The sequence below is a fragment of the Citrobacter sp. CK181 genome, from assembly GCF_030333595.1.
GTDB classification, from domain to species: Bacteria; Pseudomonadota; Gammaproteobacteria; order Enterobacterales; family Enterobacteriaceae; genus Citrobacter_B; species Citrobacter_B koseri.
In genome coordinates, this window is sequence record NZ_JAOWFN010000011.1 from 195,494 (window position 1) to 214,221 (window position 18,728).

The window sequence follows — 18,728 nt, forward strand, 5'->3', positions numbered from 1 at the left end:
GCGCCATCGGGCATATCTTGTTACTGCATTCCGCGTGTTTGTAAAAAGAGAATGGTCGCCGCGACGCGCGAGCGCACGTTCAGCTTTCGCAGTAAATTACGAATATGCACCTTAACCGTCTGCTCAGAAATATTCAGCACGGAGGCAATCTGTTTGTTCGACAGTCCCTGAGCCAGTTCGTGCAGCACGTCCAGTTCGCGTTCAGTGAGCACGCTAAAGGGATCTTCCTCTGCGCCAAACAGTTCCCGTTCGCGCAGGTATTCGCTGACGCGATCGCTGAATACCTTGCCGCCGTTGGCGCCAGCACGAATCGCTTCCAGCAGCACTTCCGGGTCGCTGTCTTTCAGTAAATAGCCGTCCGCTCCGGCATCAATCAGCGCGTACACGTCACTGGCAGAGTCGGAAACCGTCAGGATAATGATCTGTGCGGTGACGCCATCCCGACGCAGCGCATTCAACGTATCAAGCCCGCTCAGGCCTTTCATATTCAGGTCAAGCAGGATCAGATCAAGATCGAGACGGCTTGCCAGATCGATAGCACTCGCCCCATCGCCAGCTTCGGCAACGACATTAAATGCGGTATCCAGTTCCAGTAATTGACGAATACCTCGTCGCATAAGTGGATGATCGTCCACAATAAGCACCTGAAAAGGCGTTGCTTCAGGCATACTATTCTCCTGAGTACATACTCGTATCATTATTGTTTTTAGCGCGAAAATCGTCCAGATTCATCGCGTTGATGAGAGAATAAATTTTACCCTATTTTGGGCATGGGTAAGTAGTAAAACCTTTTGATTATGCGGTGTTAGCACAGTACTGGAAGGGAACGGCAGACATAAAAAAACCAACCGTAAGAGGTTGGTTTTTCTAAGGGATTTTGGTCGGCACGAGAGGATTTGAACCTCCGACCCCCGACACCGTTTGGTCGGTGTCCTGCTGAGACTACTAACTTCTTGTTTTTGTTAGTGCTGTCCTGGCACTGTCCAATCATGATTGGCTGGCGGGAGTTGAACCAGCATCCGAAATTTATTATCTTATTGATTATAAATGATTTATTAAAAAGTGACTTTACTGCGGCTCTTTTACGGCGCTTTCTCTATCCGGGGGGAATCGTCTAGCTCATAGCATTTTTAATGGTAGGTGCTTTTACCTTAGTTGGATCATCGGTTTTAAAGACCTTCAATCGTTTACTGAAGAACATCACTTCTGAGCCCTTATATCGATCTTGAGCACTGTAGTTTATTCCATACACTAATGATGATGCCTTATACATACCTTGGATCTCTGGAGTGTTATCGTAAGAAACAATCCATGGTGTTTTAATATCATTCTGCACTACTTTTGCAACATTAACATGGTCACTATGTTCATAATGATTGATATATAATCCCTTACCTTTTATGTAATATGGCGGGTCTAAATATGTTAATGATTTCTTAGGTAATTGAACAACTATCTTTTTTATGAAATCAATTGCATCCATGTTATACAAATCTATTCTTTCACGGTTTTTTGATATTTTCTGAATACGAGAAATTAAATCACTCTTGTTATAGCGAGCATCAAGTTTCCATTGCCCTTCTTGATTTTTACCACCAATCACACCGCCTTTTAATATTCCAGAACGGTTTGTTCTATTAAGAAAAAAGGTAGAAAAACCAATTGTTAGCATATCATGGTCTTTTGGATTATTAATTATTTCTTTCTGTTTGAACCACTCATCTATTGTGACTTCAGTTTCTTCAATTAAAGCACATAGATGATCTGCATTATTTAATACACTGTGCCAAAAAGCATAAACAGAGATATTAATATCATTAAGAATGATTTTTTCAGCTACATTTAAATGTAAAAGCTTCAGCGCTAAACCAGCCCCTCCAGCATATGGCTCTGCATAATGTATAGGCGAAAGCTTATTATCTTCAATAATCCGAAGCATGAAATTTGAAAGCTTGCCTTTGCCGCCAGGATAACGAAGTGGGGTGTTAAAACGCATATGATACCTCTAAATGTCAGGTCTAAAGTATATCAAAAAAAGGGCTTTATGGCCATCACATAAAGCCCTTTTCAATCAATCAGTTGCCAGACAGATACGAAGTGATAGTAGCAGAGTCAACGCCATGTCCATTTGTCATAATAATTTTAAGATTTTTGATTAATTCATGCTTGAAACTATCGGATTCCACGGGGTGTTTCTCGACCCAATATCGATAGGGATTATCTTTAACACGCCCCTTTACTTGTGCTAGGAACTCAGGTGTATGGGCAAAATCTTTAAATAGTTTTCTAACCACTCCGCCATGGTTTTTGTTTGATTTTTTATAATTCTCTATAGAATTTTGTAAATCAATAGGATGGTTACCTATTTTTAGCGTTGTAATTATGTCTTTTGTTATTTTCATAAATACTGCTTTTGTAAATCTATTTTTATTGTTCCAATATGTATCATCTGGAGGTAAGTTATATAAGAATTCAAAAATCATTTGATCTGGGGGAAGAATGCTTGGAAGCAAGCATAAGCTTCTCTCTTTTTTTGCTTTTTTTGCATTATCACTGTTATCGAGAGCGACATCACCGTCTAAGACCACTAGGCTTTTAATAGTAAACTCAGGGATTTTTCTAGCCATTAAATCTAGGATAGCAGTACAGCTAATATTTATATTTCCTAATGGGTTCAATATTCTGTTTATTCTTCTATCAATTATCAATTGTTTGAAAAAATCGAAACCTTCTTTATCTTCAAAATATACGTTGGCTTTTGGAAGGCTAATCTCATCATTTATTTTTACAGTTTCAACATGCAAATCAGCATTGATATCAGCCCATGATAGATTATCTTTTGTTTTAATATCACCATAAGTATCTGTTAGGTATATTGTTTTAAATCCGTTGGCATCTTGTTTGGAACGATTGAAAATATCTTCAATTATTAATGGTGAGTGAGAAGTCATGATTATTTGCAAGTCATATTTTTTAGCTGCTTTAGCTAGGATGTTAATTAATTCTAACTGAGCAGCAGGGAAAAGACCTGCGTCCGCTTCATCAATTAATAAAATACCTCCATGATAATCGGCATAAAGTTCTTTTAGCCTTTTAAATGAAAATATTGCTTGAATTAATTGCCCTACATTATCCTCACCAACAGAAACTGATTGGTGGTCATAATTATCGCCATGTACGACCATTGAATCGATCGTCCCTTTCGTGGCTGTTACTGAACACCCATTATTCTTAAGTAAGAGTTGATTACTCATTATTTTTATATCATCTGAGTTTTCATTGATATACTGAACATCTCTTGTTGAGTAATCAGTCCGGAGAGTAATAGGGAGAAGTCTGGCTAAGCTTAGAAAAATAACTGGATGGGTGACGTTTCTACTTTGGTTTTTCCCCGGTATGGAGTCATTACCCCTGACTATTGGCCTTGATTTATCCCTGTCACTGGAGCTGTATAGACCCAATGTTAGCTTTTCAAGATGTTTGTTAGATGCGCCATCATAAACACTAATCCTGACTTCCATTGAACCGGCAGTATCAAATTGTTCTGAAAGTCTAAAATGTTCACTGAAAGCTGACTTGAAGGTGCCATTAGTTAATGTCTTATATTGTGTTAAATCAACCTCGGGGTTCTTAGACAGATCTTTTGTAAAACTAAAAATTTGGGCGATAATACCAAGAATTGTTGATTTAGAAGTGCCGTTTTTACCACAAATAACAGTTAGGCGCGAACCAAATTCTATATTTATATTTTTTAGTCCGCGAAATTTTACAACATTTATTTTTTTTAGTTTGGTTATTGGATTTGCCATGTTTGTACCTTGTTCCATGAAATGGCCACAAATTGCGGCCAATAATTCAGACATGGATTATATTTTTATCTTCTTCAGGCTTGTTTGTCCATCATATTCCTTCAGATATGAGCCGTAGTGACGGAAAAGCATCTCTGGTCATTTATGTCCCATTTGAGTCGCAAGCCAGAACAAGTTTGTTCCCCGACTGATATGGCTTGTGGCGAATGTATGCCTAGTCTGATATGGGTTTCTGTATCGAATACCTGCCTTTCGCAATGTCGGAACCCATGCTTTTTTTCTAATTGCGTCACCACTGGCCCATGATTTGTTACTTTTTGGATCTTCGAATATCGTTTCATCACTTCATAAAAGTGAACAGTTTCTGGCTGGCTAGAGCTGCCAATGCCTCTTCAGTCAGCTCTACTTTCCGCGTACCGGCTTTTGTTTTTGTTCCTTTGATGACGCCAACTACGCTGGCGTTCTGAACGTGGGCTGTCTTCCCTACGAAGTCGATATCACGCCAACGAAGAGCACACAGCTCAGAACTACGCAGCCCGGTTTGTATCGCGAACCTGAAAAGATTCTCCCACTGCTTATTGCCAGCAGCGGAGAGCAAAGCGTCTACTTCTGCTGGTGAGAGCGGATCAACCACATAACTACTTTCTGCCTCTGATTTATCACTTTGGTACCGTGAGGCTGTTACCAGTGATACAGGGTTAGCCCCTCTACATTGCGTTTGTCGTAAACGAGTTCCACAAACATAAAATCCCCCTTTTACTGGTTGGATACACAGCAAAACTTAAGCTGTATAAATAAACAGTAGCAAGGTGTTGATGACGATGTTAAGAGGATCTGTGAAATGGTTTTTTTGACGGCGCTTTTACCCCAGTTTTACCCCGAAGCTTCCCCGCGCAAAAAACAGGCATAAAAAAACCAACCGTAAGAGGTTGGTTTTTCTAAGGGATTTTGGTCGGCACGAGAGGATTTGAACCTCCGACCCCCGACACCCCATGACGGTGCGCTACCAGGCTGCGCTACGTGCCGACTTGTGGATGCCAATACTACCGCTTTCCACCACGAATGCAAGGGGATGTCTTGCTAACTGATTTATAATTAATCAGTTAGCAATGAATCGTTTCTCGTCGGTCAGTACCTGCAACAACAGGCTCAGCTGCGGCTTCTGGTCTTTGATCTTCTCGCCGTGTAGATCGTACGTCTGATAGGTGCCGTTATTGTTCAGTACCAGCGTCATTTCCGGCGTGGTAATCGCCAGCGTACTGCCGTCCGCTGCGGTCACCCAGTAATGGCGGCGCGTGGCGTTGAACAGATCCTGTCCCTGCGAGTACTCATTGGCTGGCGTACTGACGTGCAGCAGTCGCTGCATCAGCGTCGTCATCAAATCCGTATGGTCGGTCAGAGTGTTGATTCGCTGTGCTGGCGTGCCCGGCCAGTGAATGATCAACGGCACTTGCAGATGGCCGCGAGACCAGGCGAAATGGCTCTCTTCCTGCGCTAACGGTACGCCGCGACCGCCCGTAATGATCACCACGGTGTTGTTGAGTTTCCCTGCGTCACGCAGTGCGCTGAGCACCCGGTTAATCTGGGCATCCACGTTCTCTGCGGCGCGGGTATACCGTTTCGCAAAGTCTTTCTGGTTGCTGTCGTCAACGTTTGTGCCGTTGAAGGAAACCCATGAGAACCAGCGGTTATCTTCCTGGGCGTAACGTCCTAACCAGTTAATCCACTGGCTCGCCGTCTGCTCGTCGGACTGCGTTTGCACGGTTGGCATGGAGAAGTCTGACAGCAGCGCCTGGCGGTAGAGCGGGCTGGTGAAGCCGTCAGAAGAGAATAGCCCTAACTGATAGCCTTGCTGGTTCAGCGCCGAGATCAGCGCGGCAGGCGTTCTGGTTGACAGAATACCGTCCATATAGCTGGGCGATACGCCATAGAACAGACCAAATATTCCATTGTCAGACGTGTTGCCTGAACTCATGTGGCGCGTGAACGACGTATTCTGTTCGGCGAATGCGGCCAACGCGGGCATCTGTTTTTCATAGCGGGAGTAATTCAGCGCGTCGACCGTAATTAACAGTACGTTCTGGCCGGTGCCCATGTCGCGATACTGCAAATCGCTCAGCGGATACTGAACGGAAACGGCTTCCGGGTTGCCTTGTTCCACCAGACGGCGCTGATACTCCTGCGCATCCAGCAGACCGTGTTTTTCCAGAAAACGGCGCGCCGTCATCGGGTATGACAGCGGTAAATTCGCGCGCTGCATGGTGATCGGGCGATAGAAGTTGGCGTCTGCCCAGATATACACCACATGCGAAGCGATAAATGAGACGAAAAAGAACGCGGCAAGCGGTTTGGCGAAATGGCGACGTCGCGTCAGGCTGCGCAGCTTTTGCCAGCTCCAGGTCGCAAACAGCATTTCGATTAACAGGATGACCGGCACGCTAATAAACATCAGCTGCCAGTCGCGCGCCATCTCGTTCTGATCGGGGTTAATGACCAGTTCCCAGACAATGGGATTCAGGTGCAGGTGGAAGCGGGTAAAAACTTCGCTGTCGATCAGCAACAGCGTCATACCCGCCGTTGCCAGGATGGCTGACAAAAAACGCATCAGCCGCTGGGACATGACAATAAATGTCAGAGGAAACAGGATCAGCAGATAGGCGGCGAACACCAGAAAGCTGAAGTGCCCGACAATGCTCAGGTACGAGTAAATACGCCCTGCAAGCGTTGTCGGCCAGTCTGCGACAAACAGGTAACGGCTACCGAGCACCATGGCCAGCAGAATGTTGAACAGTGCAAACCAGTGCCCCCAGCTAACCATCTGGGAGACTTTTTCACGGTAGCGCTGACGATGAGTTACCATAAATAGCCGTTCGTTTCCCTTAATGCGCTTTGTCGTCGTTAATTGAAGACTGTAATGCGCGGGCAAAAGAGTTCGCAATCGCCTGGCGTTGAGCCGGTGCGATGCTGGTGTTGATAAGGTTGGTGACCATGTTTCCCAGCACCATCAGGGAAAGGTCGGTCGGTGCCTTATGTTTTTCCAGTACGTTGAGCAGGTCACTCAGTAATTGTTCAACGTGTTCGTCACTATAGCGGGAGTGTTGTGGCATAAATCGCAATCAGTTTGTTCATGAAAGGGCAACATATTACCGTAGCAACAGTTTTTTTTCTGCTTTTTTATCTCCTGTTGCGTCACCGCCCGTCAGGTGATTGAATACCGCCCGGTCATAAAGGAGAGTTTATCATGAGTCTGGATATCAACCAGATTGCCCTGCACCAGCTTATCAAACGTGATGAGCAAAATCTTGAGCTGGTCTTGCGCGATTCATTACTGGAGCCGACAACCACCGTTGTCGATATGGTGGCTGAACTGCACCGGGTCTATAGCGCCAAGAACAAAGCGTACGGCCTGTTCAGCGAAGAGAGTGAACTGGCGCAAACGCTGCGGTTGCAGCGTCAGGGCGAGGAGGATTTTCTTGCCTTTAGCCGTGCGGCGACCGGCCGTTTACGCGATGAACTGGCGAAATACCCGTTTGCGGACGGCGGTATTGTCCTGTTCTGCCATTACCGTTATCTGGCGGTGGAGTATCTGCTGGTGGCGGTGCTGAACAACTTAAGCAGCATGCGCGTGAATGAGAACCTGGATATCAACCCGACGCACTATCTGGATATTAACCATGCGGATATTGTGGCGCGTATCGATTTGACCGAATGGGAAACGAACCCGGAATCCACCCGTTATCTGACCTTCCTGAAAGGCCGGGTAGGGCGCAAAGTGGCCGATTTCTTTATGGATTTCCTGGGCGCCAGCGAAGGGCTGAACGCGAAAGCGCAAAACCGGGGGCTGTTGCAGGCGGTGGACGATTTCACCGCAGAAGCGCAGCTGGACAAAGCTGAACGTCAGAATGTCCGTCAGCAGGTGTACAGCTACTGCAATGAGCAATTGCAGTCTGGTGAAGAGATTGAGCTTGAATCGCTGTCGAAAGAGTTATCCGGCGTCAGCGAAGTCAGCTTCAGAGAATTTACCGCTGACAAAGGCTATGAGCTGGAAGAGAGTTTCCCGGCGGACCGCAGCACGCTGCGTCAGCTGACGAAATATGCCGGGAGCGGCGGTGGGTTAACCATCAACTTCGACGCCATGCTGTTAGGTGAGCGGATTTTCTGGGACCCGGCGACCGATACGCTGACGATCAAGGGAACGCCGCCAAACCTGCGCGATCAGCTCCAGCGTCGGACGTCCGGCGGTAATTAACGGTTTTGACGTTATGTGTTGTAACGCCGGATAGCGGTGCAGGCACCTTATTCGGCTTACGGTTCATCGCCTTGTCGCGCACCATAAAAAAACCCCGCCGTGGCGGGGTTTTTCTTCAACTTGTTGGCGATTACGCGCGAACGAAGTCGATGTGAGTCAGCTTTGGCTTGAACGCGTGACGCTGTACAGCCTGAGCTTTAACTTTTACTTCTTTACCGTCAACAACGATGGTCAGAACTTCGCTGTAGAACTCAGCTTTAGCTTGCATGTTCATAACCTGGTCGTGGTCCAGTTCGATAGCAATCGGGGCTTCAGCGCCACCGTAGATGATTGCCGGGAACTTGTTAGCGGCGCGCAGGCGGCGGCTCGCACCCTTACCCTGCTCTTTACGTACTTCTGCGTTGATAGTAAACATTTAAATCTCTCTTAAATAATTCCTGTTACAGGCGACCCAGCAACAGGTAAGTGATCTGCTTTGCGTATGCAAAAGCGGGCGAGATTCTATACTCAAATGGCTATCACATCAATCAAAAGTACGATTAACCGCGCAATTCATGTGCCCGCCGGAAGCGGCCTTCATAATCGAAGACTTTTTCGCGCACCTGCCAGTACTGACCTTTCATGCGGGCGACGACAAAATCAGGGTGGCGAAGCAGCGCCTGTTGCGCCAGGATATCCGCCGCAGTAATCCAGCGTAACGGAATACCCGGCGTGCGGGTATGCGGGCGAATAAACAACTGTTCAAAGGCGGTGCGTTGAGCGGGCGTCTGCAATCGGAAGCGCTCACTCACATCGGCGCCGTCCTCATCGTAGTAGGTGATTTTCAGCCATTCGCCTTTCTCATCATGCCCGTGTTGTAACGCCATCCCGCTACAGCGCAATACCAGCGCATCTTTGAGTTTTAGCGCCGCTTTCAGCATATCGTCCGGGTCAACCAGAATCGTGTCGCACTCCCGGCAGCGCCGGGCGGCGATATCGTTTTCCGCGTTACACTGCGGGCAGTTTTTAAAGCGGAAGCGAAAATCGCATTGTTCGCGATGCCCGTCATCATCTTCAAACCAGCCCTGGCAGCGGCGGCCGAAATGCTCAATCAGCGTGCCGTCAGCGGTGGTTTTCCCCCAGAAAGTATTGGCGAACCCGCAGGCAGGGCAGAACACCTGCACGGGAACGTTGTCACTTTTGCCTTTTGGCGTGCCCACTTCCGGCGCATACAGATCGTGCGGGTTTCCGGCATAGTCGAGGATCAGACAGTCGGTTTTTCCAGGCGCAAGCCGCAGACCGCGCCCCACGATTTGTTGGTAAAGACTGACTGACTCTGTCGGGCGCAGGATAGCGATAAGATCGACATGCGGCGCGTCAAACCCGGTCGTCAGCACGGCGACGTTCACCAGGTAACGAAAGCGCTGGGCTTTGAAATCGTTAATCATCACGTCGCGCTCTGCGCCCGGCGTGTCCCCGGTAATCAGCGCCGCATCATCGGCGGGCAGCAAACCCACAATCTCTTTGGCATGTTCGACGGTGGCGGCGAAAATCATCACCCCTTTGCGGGTTTGGGCAAATTCAACAATCTGGCTGATGATGTGCGGGGTCACGCGCTGCTGCTTTTTCAGCTCGCGATTGAGGTCAGCTTCGCTGAACAGGCCGTTACTCTGTGCCTGCAAGCGGCTAAAATCATACTGCACCACGGGCATATCCAGACGCTCCGGCGGCGTCAGATAACCATGTTTAATCATATAGCGCAGCGGTAACTCATAAATGCAGTCGCGAAAGAGCGCTTTTTCGTCGCCGCGCACCATGCCGTGGTAATGAAAATGATAAATCCAGCCTTTGCCTAACCGGAAAGGAGTGGCCGTCAGGCCGAGCAGACGTAAGTGGGGGTTCACTTTACTCAGGTGCGCCAGGATTTGCTGATACTGACTCTCTTCATCGTCGCCGATGCGGTGACATTCATCGACAATCAACAGCGAAAACTCGCCCTGGAAGGCGTCAAGGTTACGGGCGACCGACTGCACGCTGCCAAACACCACCTTGCCGTGGCTCTCTTTACGCTTCAGACCGGCGGCGAAAATGTCGGCCTCCAGCCCCAGCGCGCAATATTTGGCATGGTTTTGCGCGACCAGCTCTTTTACATGCGCCAGCACCAGCACGCGCCCACGCGCCACTCGCGCCAGCTCGGCAATCACCAGACTTTTGCCTGCGCCGGTTGGCAGGACAATCACGGCAGGCGTGCGGTGGCGGCGAAAATGGTTGAGCGTGGCATCCACGGCTTCTTGCTGGTAAGGGCGAAGTGTAAAAATCATGGTCTCACTACGATGAACGGTACAGGGAATAGTATGCCATGAATCATTTCCCTTGAGCGATGGTTAGAGCCCGTTATACTGGATGGACAACGGCTTCATTTTTCGGGCGTTATGCCCGATTTCCGTATTATTACAGGCAAAATCAAACTCATGCGACTTGATAAATTTATCGCTCAGCAACTCGGCGTCAGCCGTGCTATTGCCGGGCGTGAGATTCGTAGTAACCGTGTTACCGTCGATGGCGAAATCATCCGAAACGCGGCGTTTAAACTCCTGCCAGAACATAATGTCGAGTACGATGGCAACACGCTGGTTCAGCAAAATGGCCCGCGCTACTTTATGCTTAATAAGCCTCAGGGCTATGTCTGTTCAACGGACGACCCGGATCATCCCACGGTACTCTATTTCCTTGATGAACCTGTCGCGTACAAGCTGCATGCCGCCGGGCGGCTGGATATCGACACCACGGGGCTGGTGTTGATGACGGATGATGGCCAGTGGTCGCACCGGATCACCTCTCCGCGCCATCATTGCGAGAAAACCTATCTGGTCACGCTGGAATCGCCGGTAGCTGCGGATACCGCCGAACAGTTTGCCAAAGGCGTGCAACTGCATAATGAGAAAGATCTCACCAAACCGGCCGTGCTGGAGGTGATCACCCCGACGCAGGTGCGTCTGACCATTAGCGAAGGGCGCTACCACCAGGTGAAGCGGATGTTCGCCGCCGTGGGGAACCATGTTGTCGAACTGTACCGCGAACGCATCGGCGCAATTGTGCTGGATGACGACCTCGAACCTGGCGAGTATCGCCCGTTGACCGAAGAAGAAATCGCCAGCGTCGGTTTATAGACCCGGTGAGCCAGGCGCTTTACGTCCCGCTAAATTCAGGAGTTCATTTGTGACCACCCGGCAGCACTCATCCTTTGCCATTGTTTTTATCCTTGGCCTGTTAGCCATGCTGATGCCGCTGTCGATTGATATGTATCTTCCGGCGCTGCCGGTGATTTCTGCTCAGTTTGGCGTACCGGCGGGCAGCGCGCAGATGACCCTCAGTACCTATATTCTGGGGTTCGCCGTGGGGCAGCTTATTTACGGCCCGATGGCGGACAGTCTCGGGCGCAAGCCGGTTATCCTCGGCGGGACGCTGGTGTTTGCGGCGGCGGCGGTGGCATGTGCGCTGGCGCAGACTATCGACCAGTTGATCATCATGCGTTTCTTCCACGGTCTTGCCGCCGCTGCGGCGAGCGTGGTGATCAATGCCCTGATGCGCGATATCTACCCGAAAGAAGAGTTCTCCCGCATGATGTCATTCGTCATGCTGGTGACGACAATCGCGCCGCTGATGGCGCCGATTATTGGTGGGTGGGTTCTGGTGTGGTTGAGCTGGCATTACATCTTCTGGATTCTGGCGGTGGCGGCGATTCTGGCATCGGTGATGATCTTCTTGTTGATTAACGAGACGCTTCCCGTTGAACGCCGTCAGCCGTTCCATATTCGTACCACGATAGGGAACTTTGCCTCGCTGTTCCGACACAAACGCGTACTAAGCTATATGCTGGCCAGCGGATTTAGCTTTGCAGGAATGTTCTCGTTCCTCAGCGCCGGCCCGTTTGTGTATATCGAGATTAACCATGTGTCGCCGCAGCATTTTGGCTATTACTTTGCGCTGAACATTGTGTTCTTGTTTGTGATGACCATTATCAACAGCCGCTTCGTGCGCCGGGTTGGGGCGTTGAATATGTTCCGTACCGGGTTATGGATTCAGTTTGTGATGGCGGCCTGGATGGTATTCAGCGCGCTGTTTGGCGTGGGCTTTTGGGCGCTGGTGGTTGGCGTCGCGGCGTTTGTCGGATGCGTTTCTATGGTCTCTTCAAACGCGATGGCCGTTATTCTGGATGAATTTCCGCATATGGCGGGCACCGCCTCGTCGCTGGCCGGTACGTTCCGGTTTGGCATTGGCGCGATTGTCGGGGCGTTGCTGTCGCTGGCAACCTTTACCTCCGCCTGGCCGATGATTTGGTCGATTGCTTTCTGCGCAACCTGCTCCATTCTCTTCTATCTCTACGCCAGCCGTCCGAAAAAACGGTGATCTAATACACAACATGGAAGCCGGAAGGCTTCCTTTGTTGACGTACATCAACGTCAAATCCATCATTTTTTCCATTTATGTTTATTTTATGTAAAATCAATTTATGTAAAAAGTCACATCATTGTAGTTAAAAAGGTTGAGTTAGATCGCAGAAACGGGTACATATAGCCCGCAAATACGTCCGGCACTGGCAAAAAATATTTTAATAGCGGGCTGTACAGGCCGCTCAGACCAGGGATGTAAGCGTTTTCGATCTGTTTAAGGACGGGTTGTCAATGATGTGTTAATATGGATGTAAATAAATTGTGAAGTGAATGTGCTTCCGGGGAAAGAAAGTGACTACATTACAACTCTCAATCATTCATCGTTTACCGCAGAACTATCGGTGGTCAACGGGTTTTGCAGGTTCAAAAGTTGAACCGATTCCGCAAAACGGGCAGAACACAGAAAACAGTCTGGTGGCGCTCAAACTCCTGAGCCCCGATGGTGACAGCGCATGGCCGGTGATGCATACACTTAGCCAGGCGCTTAGCGACATCGAAGTGCCTTGCTCCGTTCTGGAGTGCGAAGGCGAGCCGTGCCTGTTTGTTAATCGTCAGGACGAATTTGCCGCGACCTGCCGCCTGAAAAATTTCGGCGTAGCGATAGCGGAACCCTTTTCGAACAACAATCCTTTTTGAGCGTCAGCTTAGCGCGAGCAACTGACGCGTATACTCCTGTTGCGGAGCGGTAAAGACACGCTCACATTGCCCCTGTTCCACCACTTCTCCTTGTCGCAGTACAATGACCTGATGACATAATGCGCGCACAACATGCAGATCGTGGCTGATGAAAATGTAAGCCAGGCGATGCTTTTGTTGTAAAGATTTCAACAGCGCCAGAATTTGTGCCTGAACCGTTCTGTCCAGCGATGATGTCGGTTCATCCAGAATAATCAGCGATGGTTTCAGTATTAGCGCCCTGGCGATAGCGATACGCTGGCGCTGGCCGCCGGAAAATTCCGCCGGGTAACGATGGCGCGTCTCAGCATCCAGACCCACTTCCTTCATGACGGCGATAACCTGTTCTTCGCGCTGCCCGGCAGAAAGGGCCGGTTGATGAACGCGTAAGCCTTCTTCAATAATTTGCAGTACGTTGAGGCGGGGGTTCAGCGATGAGTTCGGGTCCTGAAATACCACCTGAATACGGTGACGAACCGGCAGCAACTGACGGCGGGTTAAATTTTGCAACGGCTGGCCGTCAAAAGTGATGCTGCCCTGCGAACGAATCAACCGCAGTAAGGCCAGGCCGGTGGTGCTTTTCCCTGACCCGGATTCACCGACCAGCCCCAGCGTTTCACCGGGTCGAAGCGCGAAACTCACCCCGTTAACCACGACGTTATGATCCACCACGCGTTTCAGAACCCCTTTTCGAATCGGGAATGCGACGCGAAGCTGGCTCACTTCCAGCAGCGGCGACGACTCACCGGGCAATGGAACCGGGGAGCCGGTGGGTTCGCTGTTCAGCAACTTTTGCGTATAGGGGTGCTCAGGCGCGCTAAGCAACGGCACCGCACGGTTTTGCTCCACGCATCGTCCGTTTTGCATCACCGCCACGGTGTCCGCCAGTTTTTTCACAATGCTGAGATTATGGGTGATAAACAGCATACCCATATTCAGTTCGCGTTGCAGTTCACGCAGCAGTTGCAGGATTTGCGCCTGTACGGAGACATCCAGAGCGGTCGTGGGTTCATCGGCGATTAACAGTTCAGGATGCGTGAGCAACGCCATTGCGATCATCACGCGCTGGCGTTCACCGCCTGAGAGCTGATGGGGATAATCGCTCAGCCGTTTCGCGGCCTGACGAATCCCTACGCGATCCAGGCAGCTCAGGATTTCGGCCCTGGCGGCCTCACGGCGCATTCCCCGGTGCAGGGACAGCACTTCGTAGAGCTGTTTTTCCAGCGTATGCAACGGGTTTAGCGATACCATCGGTTCCTGAAAAATCATGGCGATTTTATTGCCCCGCACGCCACGCAGCGTCTGCTCGCTGGCGTGGAGCAATGACTCGCCATGAAAACGGATATCGCCCGCGAGATACACCGCAGGTGGAGAGGGCAGCAACCGCAGAATCGACAGCGCGGTGACGCTTTTACCGGAGCCGGATTCGCCCACCAGCGCCAGCGTTTCGCCTGCGTCAACCTGTAGAGAGATGTCGTTAACAACCGTGCGCACGTTCTCCTGATGGCGAAAACCTACCGATAAATTCTCAATAGTTAACAGAGGATGCGTCATCTTATACCGCCTTGTTGGGATCAAACGCGTCGCGTACTGCTTCGCCAATAAAAATCAGCAGCGACAATAACACCGCGACGGACAGGAACGCGGTGATCCCAAGCCACGGCGCCTGCAAATTATTTTTACCTTGCAGGAGTAATTCGCCGAGGGAAGGGGAGCCGAGCGGCAGGCCAAATCCGAGAAAATCCAGCGACGTCAATGTGGTAATCGAACTGCACAAAATGAACGGTAAAAAGGTCAGCGTGGCGACCATCGCGTTGGGCAGCATGTGACGCAGGATAATGCTGCGATCGCTGACGCCCAGCGCCTGCGCGGCGCGGATGTAGTCGAAATTGCGCGTGCGCAGGAATTCCGCGCGAACCACCCCGACCAGGCTCATCCAGCCAAACAGGACGGTAATGGCCAGCAGCCACCAGAAATTGGGTTGCACCACGCTTGAGAGCAGAATAATCAGAAACAGCGTCGGCATTCCTGACCACACTTCGATGAACCGTTGCCCCCACAGGTCGATTTTTCCGCCGTAATACCCCTGCAACGCGCCTGCCAGCACGCCCATTACGCTGGAACAGAGGGTAAGCATCAAACCAAACAGGATAGAGATTCGCGTGCCGTAGAGGATGCGCGCCAGCACGTCGCCGCCATTCGCATCGGTTCCCAGCCAGTTTTGTGTGGACGGCGGAGAGGGGAAGGGTTTATCAGTGGCAAAGTTGATGCTGGTGGCGCCAAAACGCACGGGCGCCCACAGCACCCATCCGTGGTTTTCAAGCTGCTTTTGCAGCCAGGGGTCCTGATAATCCGCCTGCGTTGCGAACGGCCCGCCGAAATTGCTTTCGCTGTAGTTTTTGACCAGCGGAAAGTACCAGCTTCCCTCATAGCGCACCAGCAGCGGTTTATCGTTGGCGACCAGTTCGGCGCACAGACTCAGGCCAAACAGCACCAGGAAAATCCACAGTGACCAGTAGCCCCGGCGATTATGACGAAAACGCGCCCAGCGGGCCTGGTTTGCAGGGCTTAATCGCGGCATCAGCGTCCCTCAAAATCAATGCGTGGATCAACCAGCGTATAGCTGATATCGCTCAGGATATTCAGCAGCAAGCCGATCAGGGTGAAAATGTATAACGTGCCAAACATTACCGGGTAGTCGCGTGACACGGTCGCTTCGTAGCCCAGCAACCCCAGCCCGTTTAAGGAAAACATCACTTCAATGAGCAGCGAACCGGTGAAAAACATGCTGATAAAGGTGGCCGGAAAACCGGCGATCACCAGCAGCATGGCGTTGCGGAAAACGTGCTTCCACAGAATGTTTTTTTCGCTCACCCCTTTTGCGCGCGCGGTGATAACGTACTGTTTGCGGACTTCATCCAGAAAAGAGTTTTTGGTCAACATGGTCAGCGCGGCGAACCCGCCGATCACCGTCGCCAGTACCGGTAACGTGATATGCCAGAGGTAGTCGGTAATTTTCTGATACCAGGGCAGGGAATCAAAATTGGCGGATACCAGGCCGCGCAGCGGGAAGAGGTCGTAATAGCTACCGCCAGCAAAGAAAACGATCAATAAGATGGCGAACAGGAAGGCGGGGATAGCGTAGCCAACGATGATAAAAGCGCTGCTCCAGATATCGAAACGGCTGCCGTTATATACCGCTTTGCGGATGCCCAGCGGGATCGACACCAGATAAATGATGAGCGTACTCCACAATCCGAGCGTAATGGACACGGGCAGACTGTCTTTGATTAACGTCAGTACGGATGCGCTGCGAAACAGGCTGTCGCCGAAATCGAAACGAACATAGTCCCAGAGCATTTTAAAGTAGCGCTCATGAACAGGCTTATCAAAGCCGTAGCGATGCGTGATCTCCGCGATCACCTCGGGATCTAACCCACGTCCGCCGCGATAGTGGCTGTCGCTAATATTCCCTACGCCGGTCTGGGCGTGGCTGGCGCGAACGCCTTCGCTACCGGCGCCGGGCAGGGCGCCAGACTGGCCGAATTCAATGGCCGCGATCGCCTGGTCAACCGGGCCGCCCGGTGCGATCTGGACAATAAAAAAGTTGATTGTAATGATGGCCCACAGCGTCGGGATCACCAGTAACAGACGTCGAATCAGGTAGGCGCCCATTTATTCTCCCTGTCGTCTGGCGGCGGGAAGTTTTGCCGCTTTGTTGACGTCATACCACCAGGTATCCAGTCCAATGGTGTAGATCGGCCGAATGGCCGGATGGGAAAATTTATCCCACCAGGCGAGCCTGTCTTCCGCCATATACCACATTGGCAGCATGTAGTAATTCCAGGTCAATACCCGATCCAGCGCCCGCCCGAGGGGAATCAGCTTCGTTTTATCGCCCTGGGCGGCAATGATTTGGGTAATCAGTTTATCAATGACCGGGCTTTGCACGCCTGGCGCGTTATAGCTGGAGTCAATGTATTCAGACGCCCAGGATATTTGTAGATCGGAGCTGGGCCACGGCATGGCGCGCCACAGCCGCGGCATCATGTCGTAGTCGCGACTGCGCATACGGTTGGTGATTTGCGAGTTATCAACCTGGCGGATGTTCATCGTGATGCCAAGACGCTGCAAATTATGCTGGAAGGGAAGAACCCACTGGCTGTTGCCGCCTGCCGGAAGCAGCAGTTCAAAGCTCAGCGTTTTGCCGGTCGCGCTGTTAACGCGTCGCTGGCCTTTCAGTACCCATCCCGCCTCTGTGAGTAATTTATCGGCCTTCAGCAGGTTTTCCCGATCGTAGCCATCGCCGTTTGAGACTGGCGGCTGATAAATCCGGGTAAAGACCTCCGGCGGCAGATCCTTTTTCATGGGCGCGAGTAAGACCAGTTCGTCTGCACTGGGGTAGTTTCTGGCGGCATACTCGGTATTCTGGAAATAGCTATTTGCCCGGCTCCAGGCATTATAAAACAATGCCTTGTTCATCCATTCGAAATCAAATGCCAGGGTTATCGCTTCACGCACGCGACGATCGTTAAATACCGGACGCTGAATATTAAAGGCCAGCCAGCGCGTATCCTGTGCGGATTCATTTTTCTGTTCGTCTTTAACGATGTAATGGTTATCAAAGTTTTTACCGGTGTAGCGCGTCGCCCAGTTTTTCGCGTCATTCTCCAGACGCAGATCAAACGCCCCGGCCTTAAAGGCTTCAAACGCGACGTTGTCATCAAGGTAGTAGTCGTAGCGGATGGTATCAAAGTTCCAGCGCCCCCGGTTTACCGGCAGATTAGCAGCCCAATAGTTTTTTACCCGGGAATAGACAATGTACTGGCCCATTTTCCACTGGGTTATGCGGTACGGGCCGCTGGCAAGAGGAGGCTTAGAGAGCGGGTCGCTGAGCTTATGATCCTTCCAGAATTTTTCCGGCATGACCGGTAAAGAAAACAGGCTGAGCATATCCTCTTTACCGGGTTTGGCTAATTCAATGCGGACGGTAAGCGGAGCGATGGCTTTGACGGTCGTGCCTTTGTACACCAGACGAAATTGCGGCACGCCCTCAGTCATAAATTTATGGAAGGTGAAGGCGACGTCGCGGGCAGTGATGGGCGAACCATCATGAAAACGGGCGCGTGGGTTGATGGTCACTTCCACCCAGGAGTAATCCTCCGCATATCGCGCGTTGTCGGCAATGAGCGGGTAGTAGCTGCCGGGTTCGTCGTCAGAGGTGGTAAAAAGCGTGTCGTAAAGCTGCTCGGTACGTGCGCCAGGATTACCGCGCATGGAATAGCGGTTGAAATTATCGAATGTCCCGGTCGCGGAAAGCGTTATCCGCCCCCCTTTTGGCGCCGCCGGATTGACATAATCGAAATGATTAAAATTGAAGGCGTATTTGGGTTCGCCAAGCACGGAAAAGGCGTAACTTTCTTTGATGGCCTGAGCCTGTACGCCAAAGCTGACCAGGGCGACAAACAGAAGCATTACGCGAGCAATCATCGGAAAATGGTTTCCTTTTCTTATCACCTGCCACCGTCAGGCAAGCGTCAATCCTGAATAATAAGTGACGCA

General features: G+C 50.6%; 15 protein-coding genes, 1 tRNA gene and 1 pseudogene. 4 read left to right on the forward strand and 13 right to left on the reverse strand.

Annotated elements, in window-relative coordinates; all coding sequences use genetic code 11:
- Window positions 1-20 precede the first annotated feature (20 nt).
- The 7 genes and pseudogenes from narP to OGW17_RS05095 all read right to left on the reverse strand — a co-directional run bounded on the left by narP (window position 21) and on the right by OGW17_RS05095 (window position 6,916).
- Window positions 21-668: a nitrate/nitrite response regulator protein NarP gene (gene narP / locus OGW17_RS05065; protein ID WP_012131563.1), complete on the reverse strand. Its 648-nt coding sequence runs from the start codon at window positions 666-668 to the stop codon at window positions 21-23.
- Window positions 669-1,114: 446 nt separating this feature from the next.
- A complete protein-coding gene (locus OGW17_RS05070; protein WP_114647333.1) occupies window positions 1,115-1,996 on the reverse strand; it encodes a DNA adenine methylase in 882 nt (293 codons plus the stop codon).
- Between the two features lie 79 nt (window positions 1,997-2,075).
- On the reverse strand, window positions 2,076-3,809 hold the full coding sequence (locus OGW17_RS05075; protein WP_114647334.1) for an AAA family ATPase: 1,734 nt from the start codon (window positions 3,807-3,809) through the stop codon (window positions 2,076-2,078).
- A 57-nt stretch (window positions 3,810-3,866) separates the two neighbouring features.
- Window positions 3,867-4,509: pseudogene (locus tag OGW17_RS05080) on the reverse strand (site-specific integrase); the annotation flags it as partial.
- A gap of 249 nt (window positions 4,510-4,758) precedes the next feature.
- Window positions 4,759-4,835, reverse strand: a tRNA-Pro gene (locus OGW17_RS05085).
- Window positions 4,836-4,908: 73 nt separating this feature from the next.
- Window positions 4,909-6,669, reverse strand: a complete 1,761-nt coding sequence (gene yejM / locus OGW17_RS05090) for an LPS biosynthesis-modulating metalloenzyme YejM (protein ID WP_071259009.1) — start codon at window positions 6,667-6,669, stop codon at window positions 4,909-4,911.
- A gap of 19 nt (window positions 6,670-6,688) precedes the next feature.
- Window positions 6,689-6,916, reverse strand: a complete 228-nt coding sequence (locus tag OGW17_RS05095; RefSeq protein WP_012131565.1) for a YejL family protein — start codon at window positions 6,914-6,916, stop codon at window positions 6,689-6,691.
- 134 nt (window positions 6,917-7,050) lie between these two features.
- Here OGW17_RS05095 and yejK point away from each other — a divergent pair, with 134 nt between their 5' ends.
- Window positions 7,051-8,058 carry a nucleoid-associated protein YejK gene (gene yejK, locus OGW17_RS05100; protein ID WP_012131566.1) on the forward strand — a complete coding sequence of 336 codons (1,008 nt, stop codon included), beginning with the start codon at window positions 7,051-7,053 and terminating at the stop codon, window positions 8,056-8,058.
- Between the two features lie 130 nt (window positions 8,059-8,188).
- Here the strand turns inward: yejK and rplY are convergent, their stop codons facing one another.
- The gene (gene rplY, locus OGW17_RS05105; RefSeq protein WP_012131568.1) at window positions 8,189-8,473 is read right to left on the reverse strand and encodes a 50S ribosomal protein L25; all 285 of its coding nucleotides are present in this window, start codon (window positions 8,471-8,473) and stop codon (window positions 8,189-8,191) included.
- Between the two features lie 124 nt (window positions 8,474-8,597).
- The gene (radD, locus tag OGW17_RS05110; RefSeq protein WP_071259007.1) at window positions 8,598-10,358 is read right to left on the reverse strand and encodes a DNA repair helicase RadD; all 1,761 of its coding nucleotides are present in this window, start codon (window positions 10,356-10,358) and stop codon (window positions 8,598-8,600) included.
- 150 nt (window positions 10,359-10,508) lie between these two features.
- Between radD and rsuA the strand changes: the two genes are divergently transcribed.
- The 3 genes from rsuA (at window position 10,509) to OGW17_RS05125 (ending at window position 13,127) form a co-directional block, all read left to right on the forward strand.
- Complete coding sequence (rsuA, locus tag OGW17_RS05115) at window positions 10,509-11,207, forward strand: 16S rRNA pseudouridine(516) synthase RsuA (protein ID WP_286452142.1); 699 nt, start codon at window positions 10,509-10,511, stop codon at window positions 11,205-11,207.
- Window positions 11,208-11,256: 49 nt separating this feature from the next.
- The gene (locus tag OGW17_RS05120; RefSeq protein ID WP_024130168.1) at window positions 11,257-12,447 is read left to right on the forward strand and encodes a Bcr/CflA family multidrug efflux MFS transporter; all 1,191 of its coding nucleotides are present in this window, start codon (window positions 11,257-11,259) and stop codon (window positions 12,445-12,447) included.
- A 335-nt stretch (window positions 12,448-12,782) separates the two neighbouring features.
- A complete protein-coding gene (locus OGW17_RS05125) occupies window positions 12,783-13,127 on the forward strand; it encodes a YejG family protein (RefSeq protein WP_024130169.1) in 345 nt (114 codons plus the stop codon).
- Between the two features lie 3 nt (window positions 13,128-13,130).
- On the opposite strand, the gene yejF is transcribed toward OGW17_RS05125, so the two are convergent.
- Genes yejF through OGW17_RS05145 form a run of 4 tightly spaced genes read right to left on the reverse strand, consistent with a single transcriptional unit; the run spans window position 13,131 to window position 18,656 of the window.
- Window positions 13,131-14,720 carry a microcin C ABC transporter ATP-binding protein YejF gene (gene yejF / locus OGW17_RS05130; protein ID WP_071259005.1) on the reverse strand — a complete coding sequence of 530 codons (1,590 nt, stop codon included), beginning with the start codon at window positions 14,718-14,720 and terminating at the stop codon, window positions 13,131-13,133.
- 1 nt (window position 14,721) lies between these two features.
- Window positions 14,722-15,747, reverse strand: a complete 1,026-nt coding sequence (locus tag OGW17_RS05135; protein ID WP_071259003.1) for an ABC transporter permease — start codon at window positions 15,745-15,747, stop codon at window positions 14,722-14,724.
- A complete protein-coding gene (locus OGW17_RS05140) occupies window positions 15,747-16,841 on the reverse strand; it encodes a microcin C ABC transporter permease YejB (protein ID WP_071259001.1) in 1,095 nt (364 codons plus the stop codon). Before OGW17_RS05140 ends, OGW17_RS05135 begins: the two co-directional genes overlap by 1 nt.
- Complete coding sequence (locus OGW17_RS05145) at window positions 16,842-18,656, reverse strand: extracellular solute-binding protein (RefSeq protein ID WP_071258998.1); 1,815 nt, start codon at window positions 18,654-18,656, stop codon at window positions 16,842-16,844. It lies immediately after the preceding gene.
- Window positions 18,657-18,728: the final 72 nt, after the last annotated feature.

What these genes read in the sequence shown, in the direction of transcription:
- narP (WP_012131563.1), bottom strand. Translation starts at nt 668, where the DNA reads ATGCCTGAAGCAACGCCTTTTCAGGTGCTTATTGTGGACGATCATCCA.
- OGW17_RS05070 (WP_114647333.1), bottom strand. Translation starts at nt 1,996, where the DNA reads ATGCGTTTTAACACCCCACTTCGTTATCCTGGCGGCAAAGGCAAGCTT.
- OGW17_RS05075 (WP_114647334.1), bottom strand. Translation starts at nt 3,809, where the DNA reads ATGGCAAATCCAATAACCAAACTAAAAAAAATAAATGTTGTAAAATTT.
- yejM (WP_071259009.1), bottom strand. Translation starts at nt 6,669, where the DNA reads ATGGTAACTCATCGTCAGCGCTACCGTGAAAAAGTCTCCCAGATGGTT.
- OGW17_RS05095 (WP_012131565.1), bottom strand. Translation starts at nt 6,916, where the DNA reads ATGCCACAACACTCCCGCTATAGTGACGAACACGTTGAACAATTACTG.
- yejK (WP_012131566.1), top strand. Translation starts at nt 7,051, where the DNA reads ATGAGTCTGGATATCAACCAGATTGCCCTGCACCAGCTTATCAAACGT.
- rplY (WP_012131568.1), bottom strand. Translation starts at nt 8,473, where the DNA reads ATGTTTACTATCAACGCAGAAGTACGTAAAGAGCAGGGTAAGGGTGCG.
- radD (WP_071259007.1), bottom strand. Translation starts at nt 10,358, where the DNA reads ATGATTTTTACACTTCGCCCTTACCAGCAAGAAGCCGTGGATGCCACG.
- rsuA (WP_286452142.1), top strand. Translation starts at nt 10,509, where the DNA reads ATGCGACTTGATAAATTTATCGCTCAGCAACTCGGCGTCAGCCGTGCT.
- yejF (WP_071259005.1), bottom strand. Translation starts at nt 14,720, where the DNA reads ATGACGCATCCTCTGTTAACTATTGAGAATTTATCGGTAGGTTTTCGC.
- OGW17_RS05135 (WP_071259003.1), bottom strand. Translation starts at nt 15,747, where the DNA reads ATGCCGCGATTAAGCCCTGCAAACCAGGCCCGCTGGGCGCGTTTTCGT.
- OGW17_RS05140 (WP_071259001.1), bottom strand. Translation starts at nt 16,841, where the DNA reads ATGGGCGCCTACCTGATTCGACGTCTGTTACTGGTGATCCCGACGCTG.
- OGW17_RS05145 (WP_071258998.1), bottom strand. Translation starts at nt 18,656, where the DNA reads ATGATTGCTCGCGTAATGCTTCTGTTTGTCGCCCTGGTCAGCTTTGGC.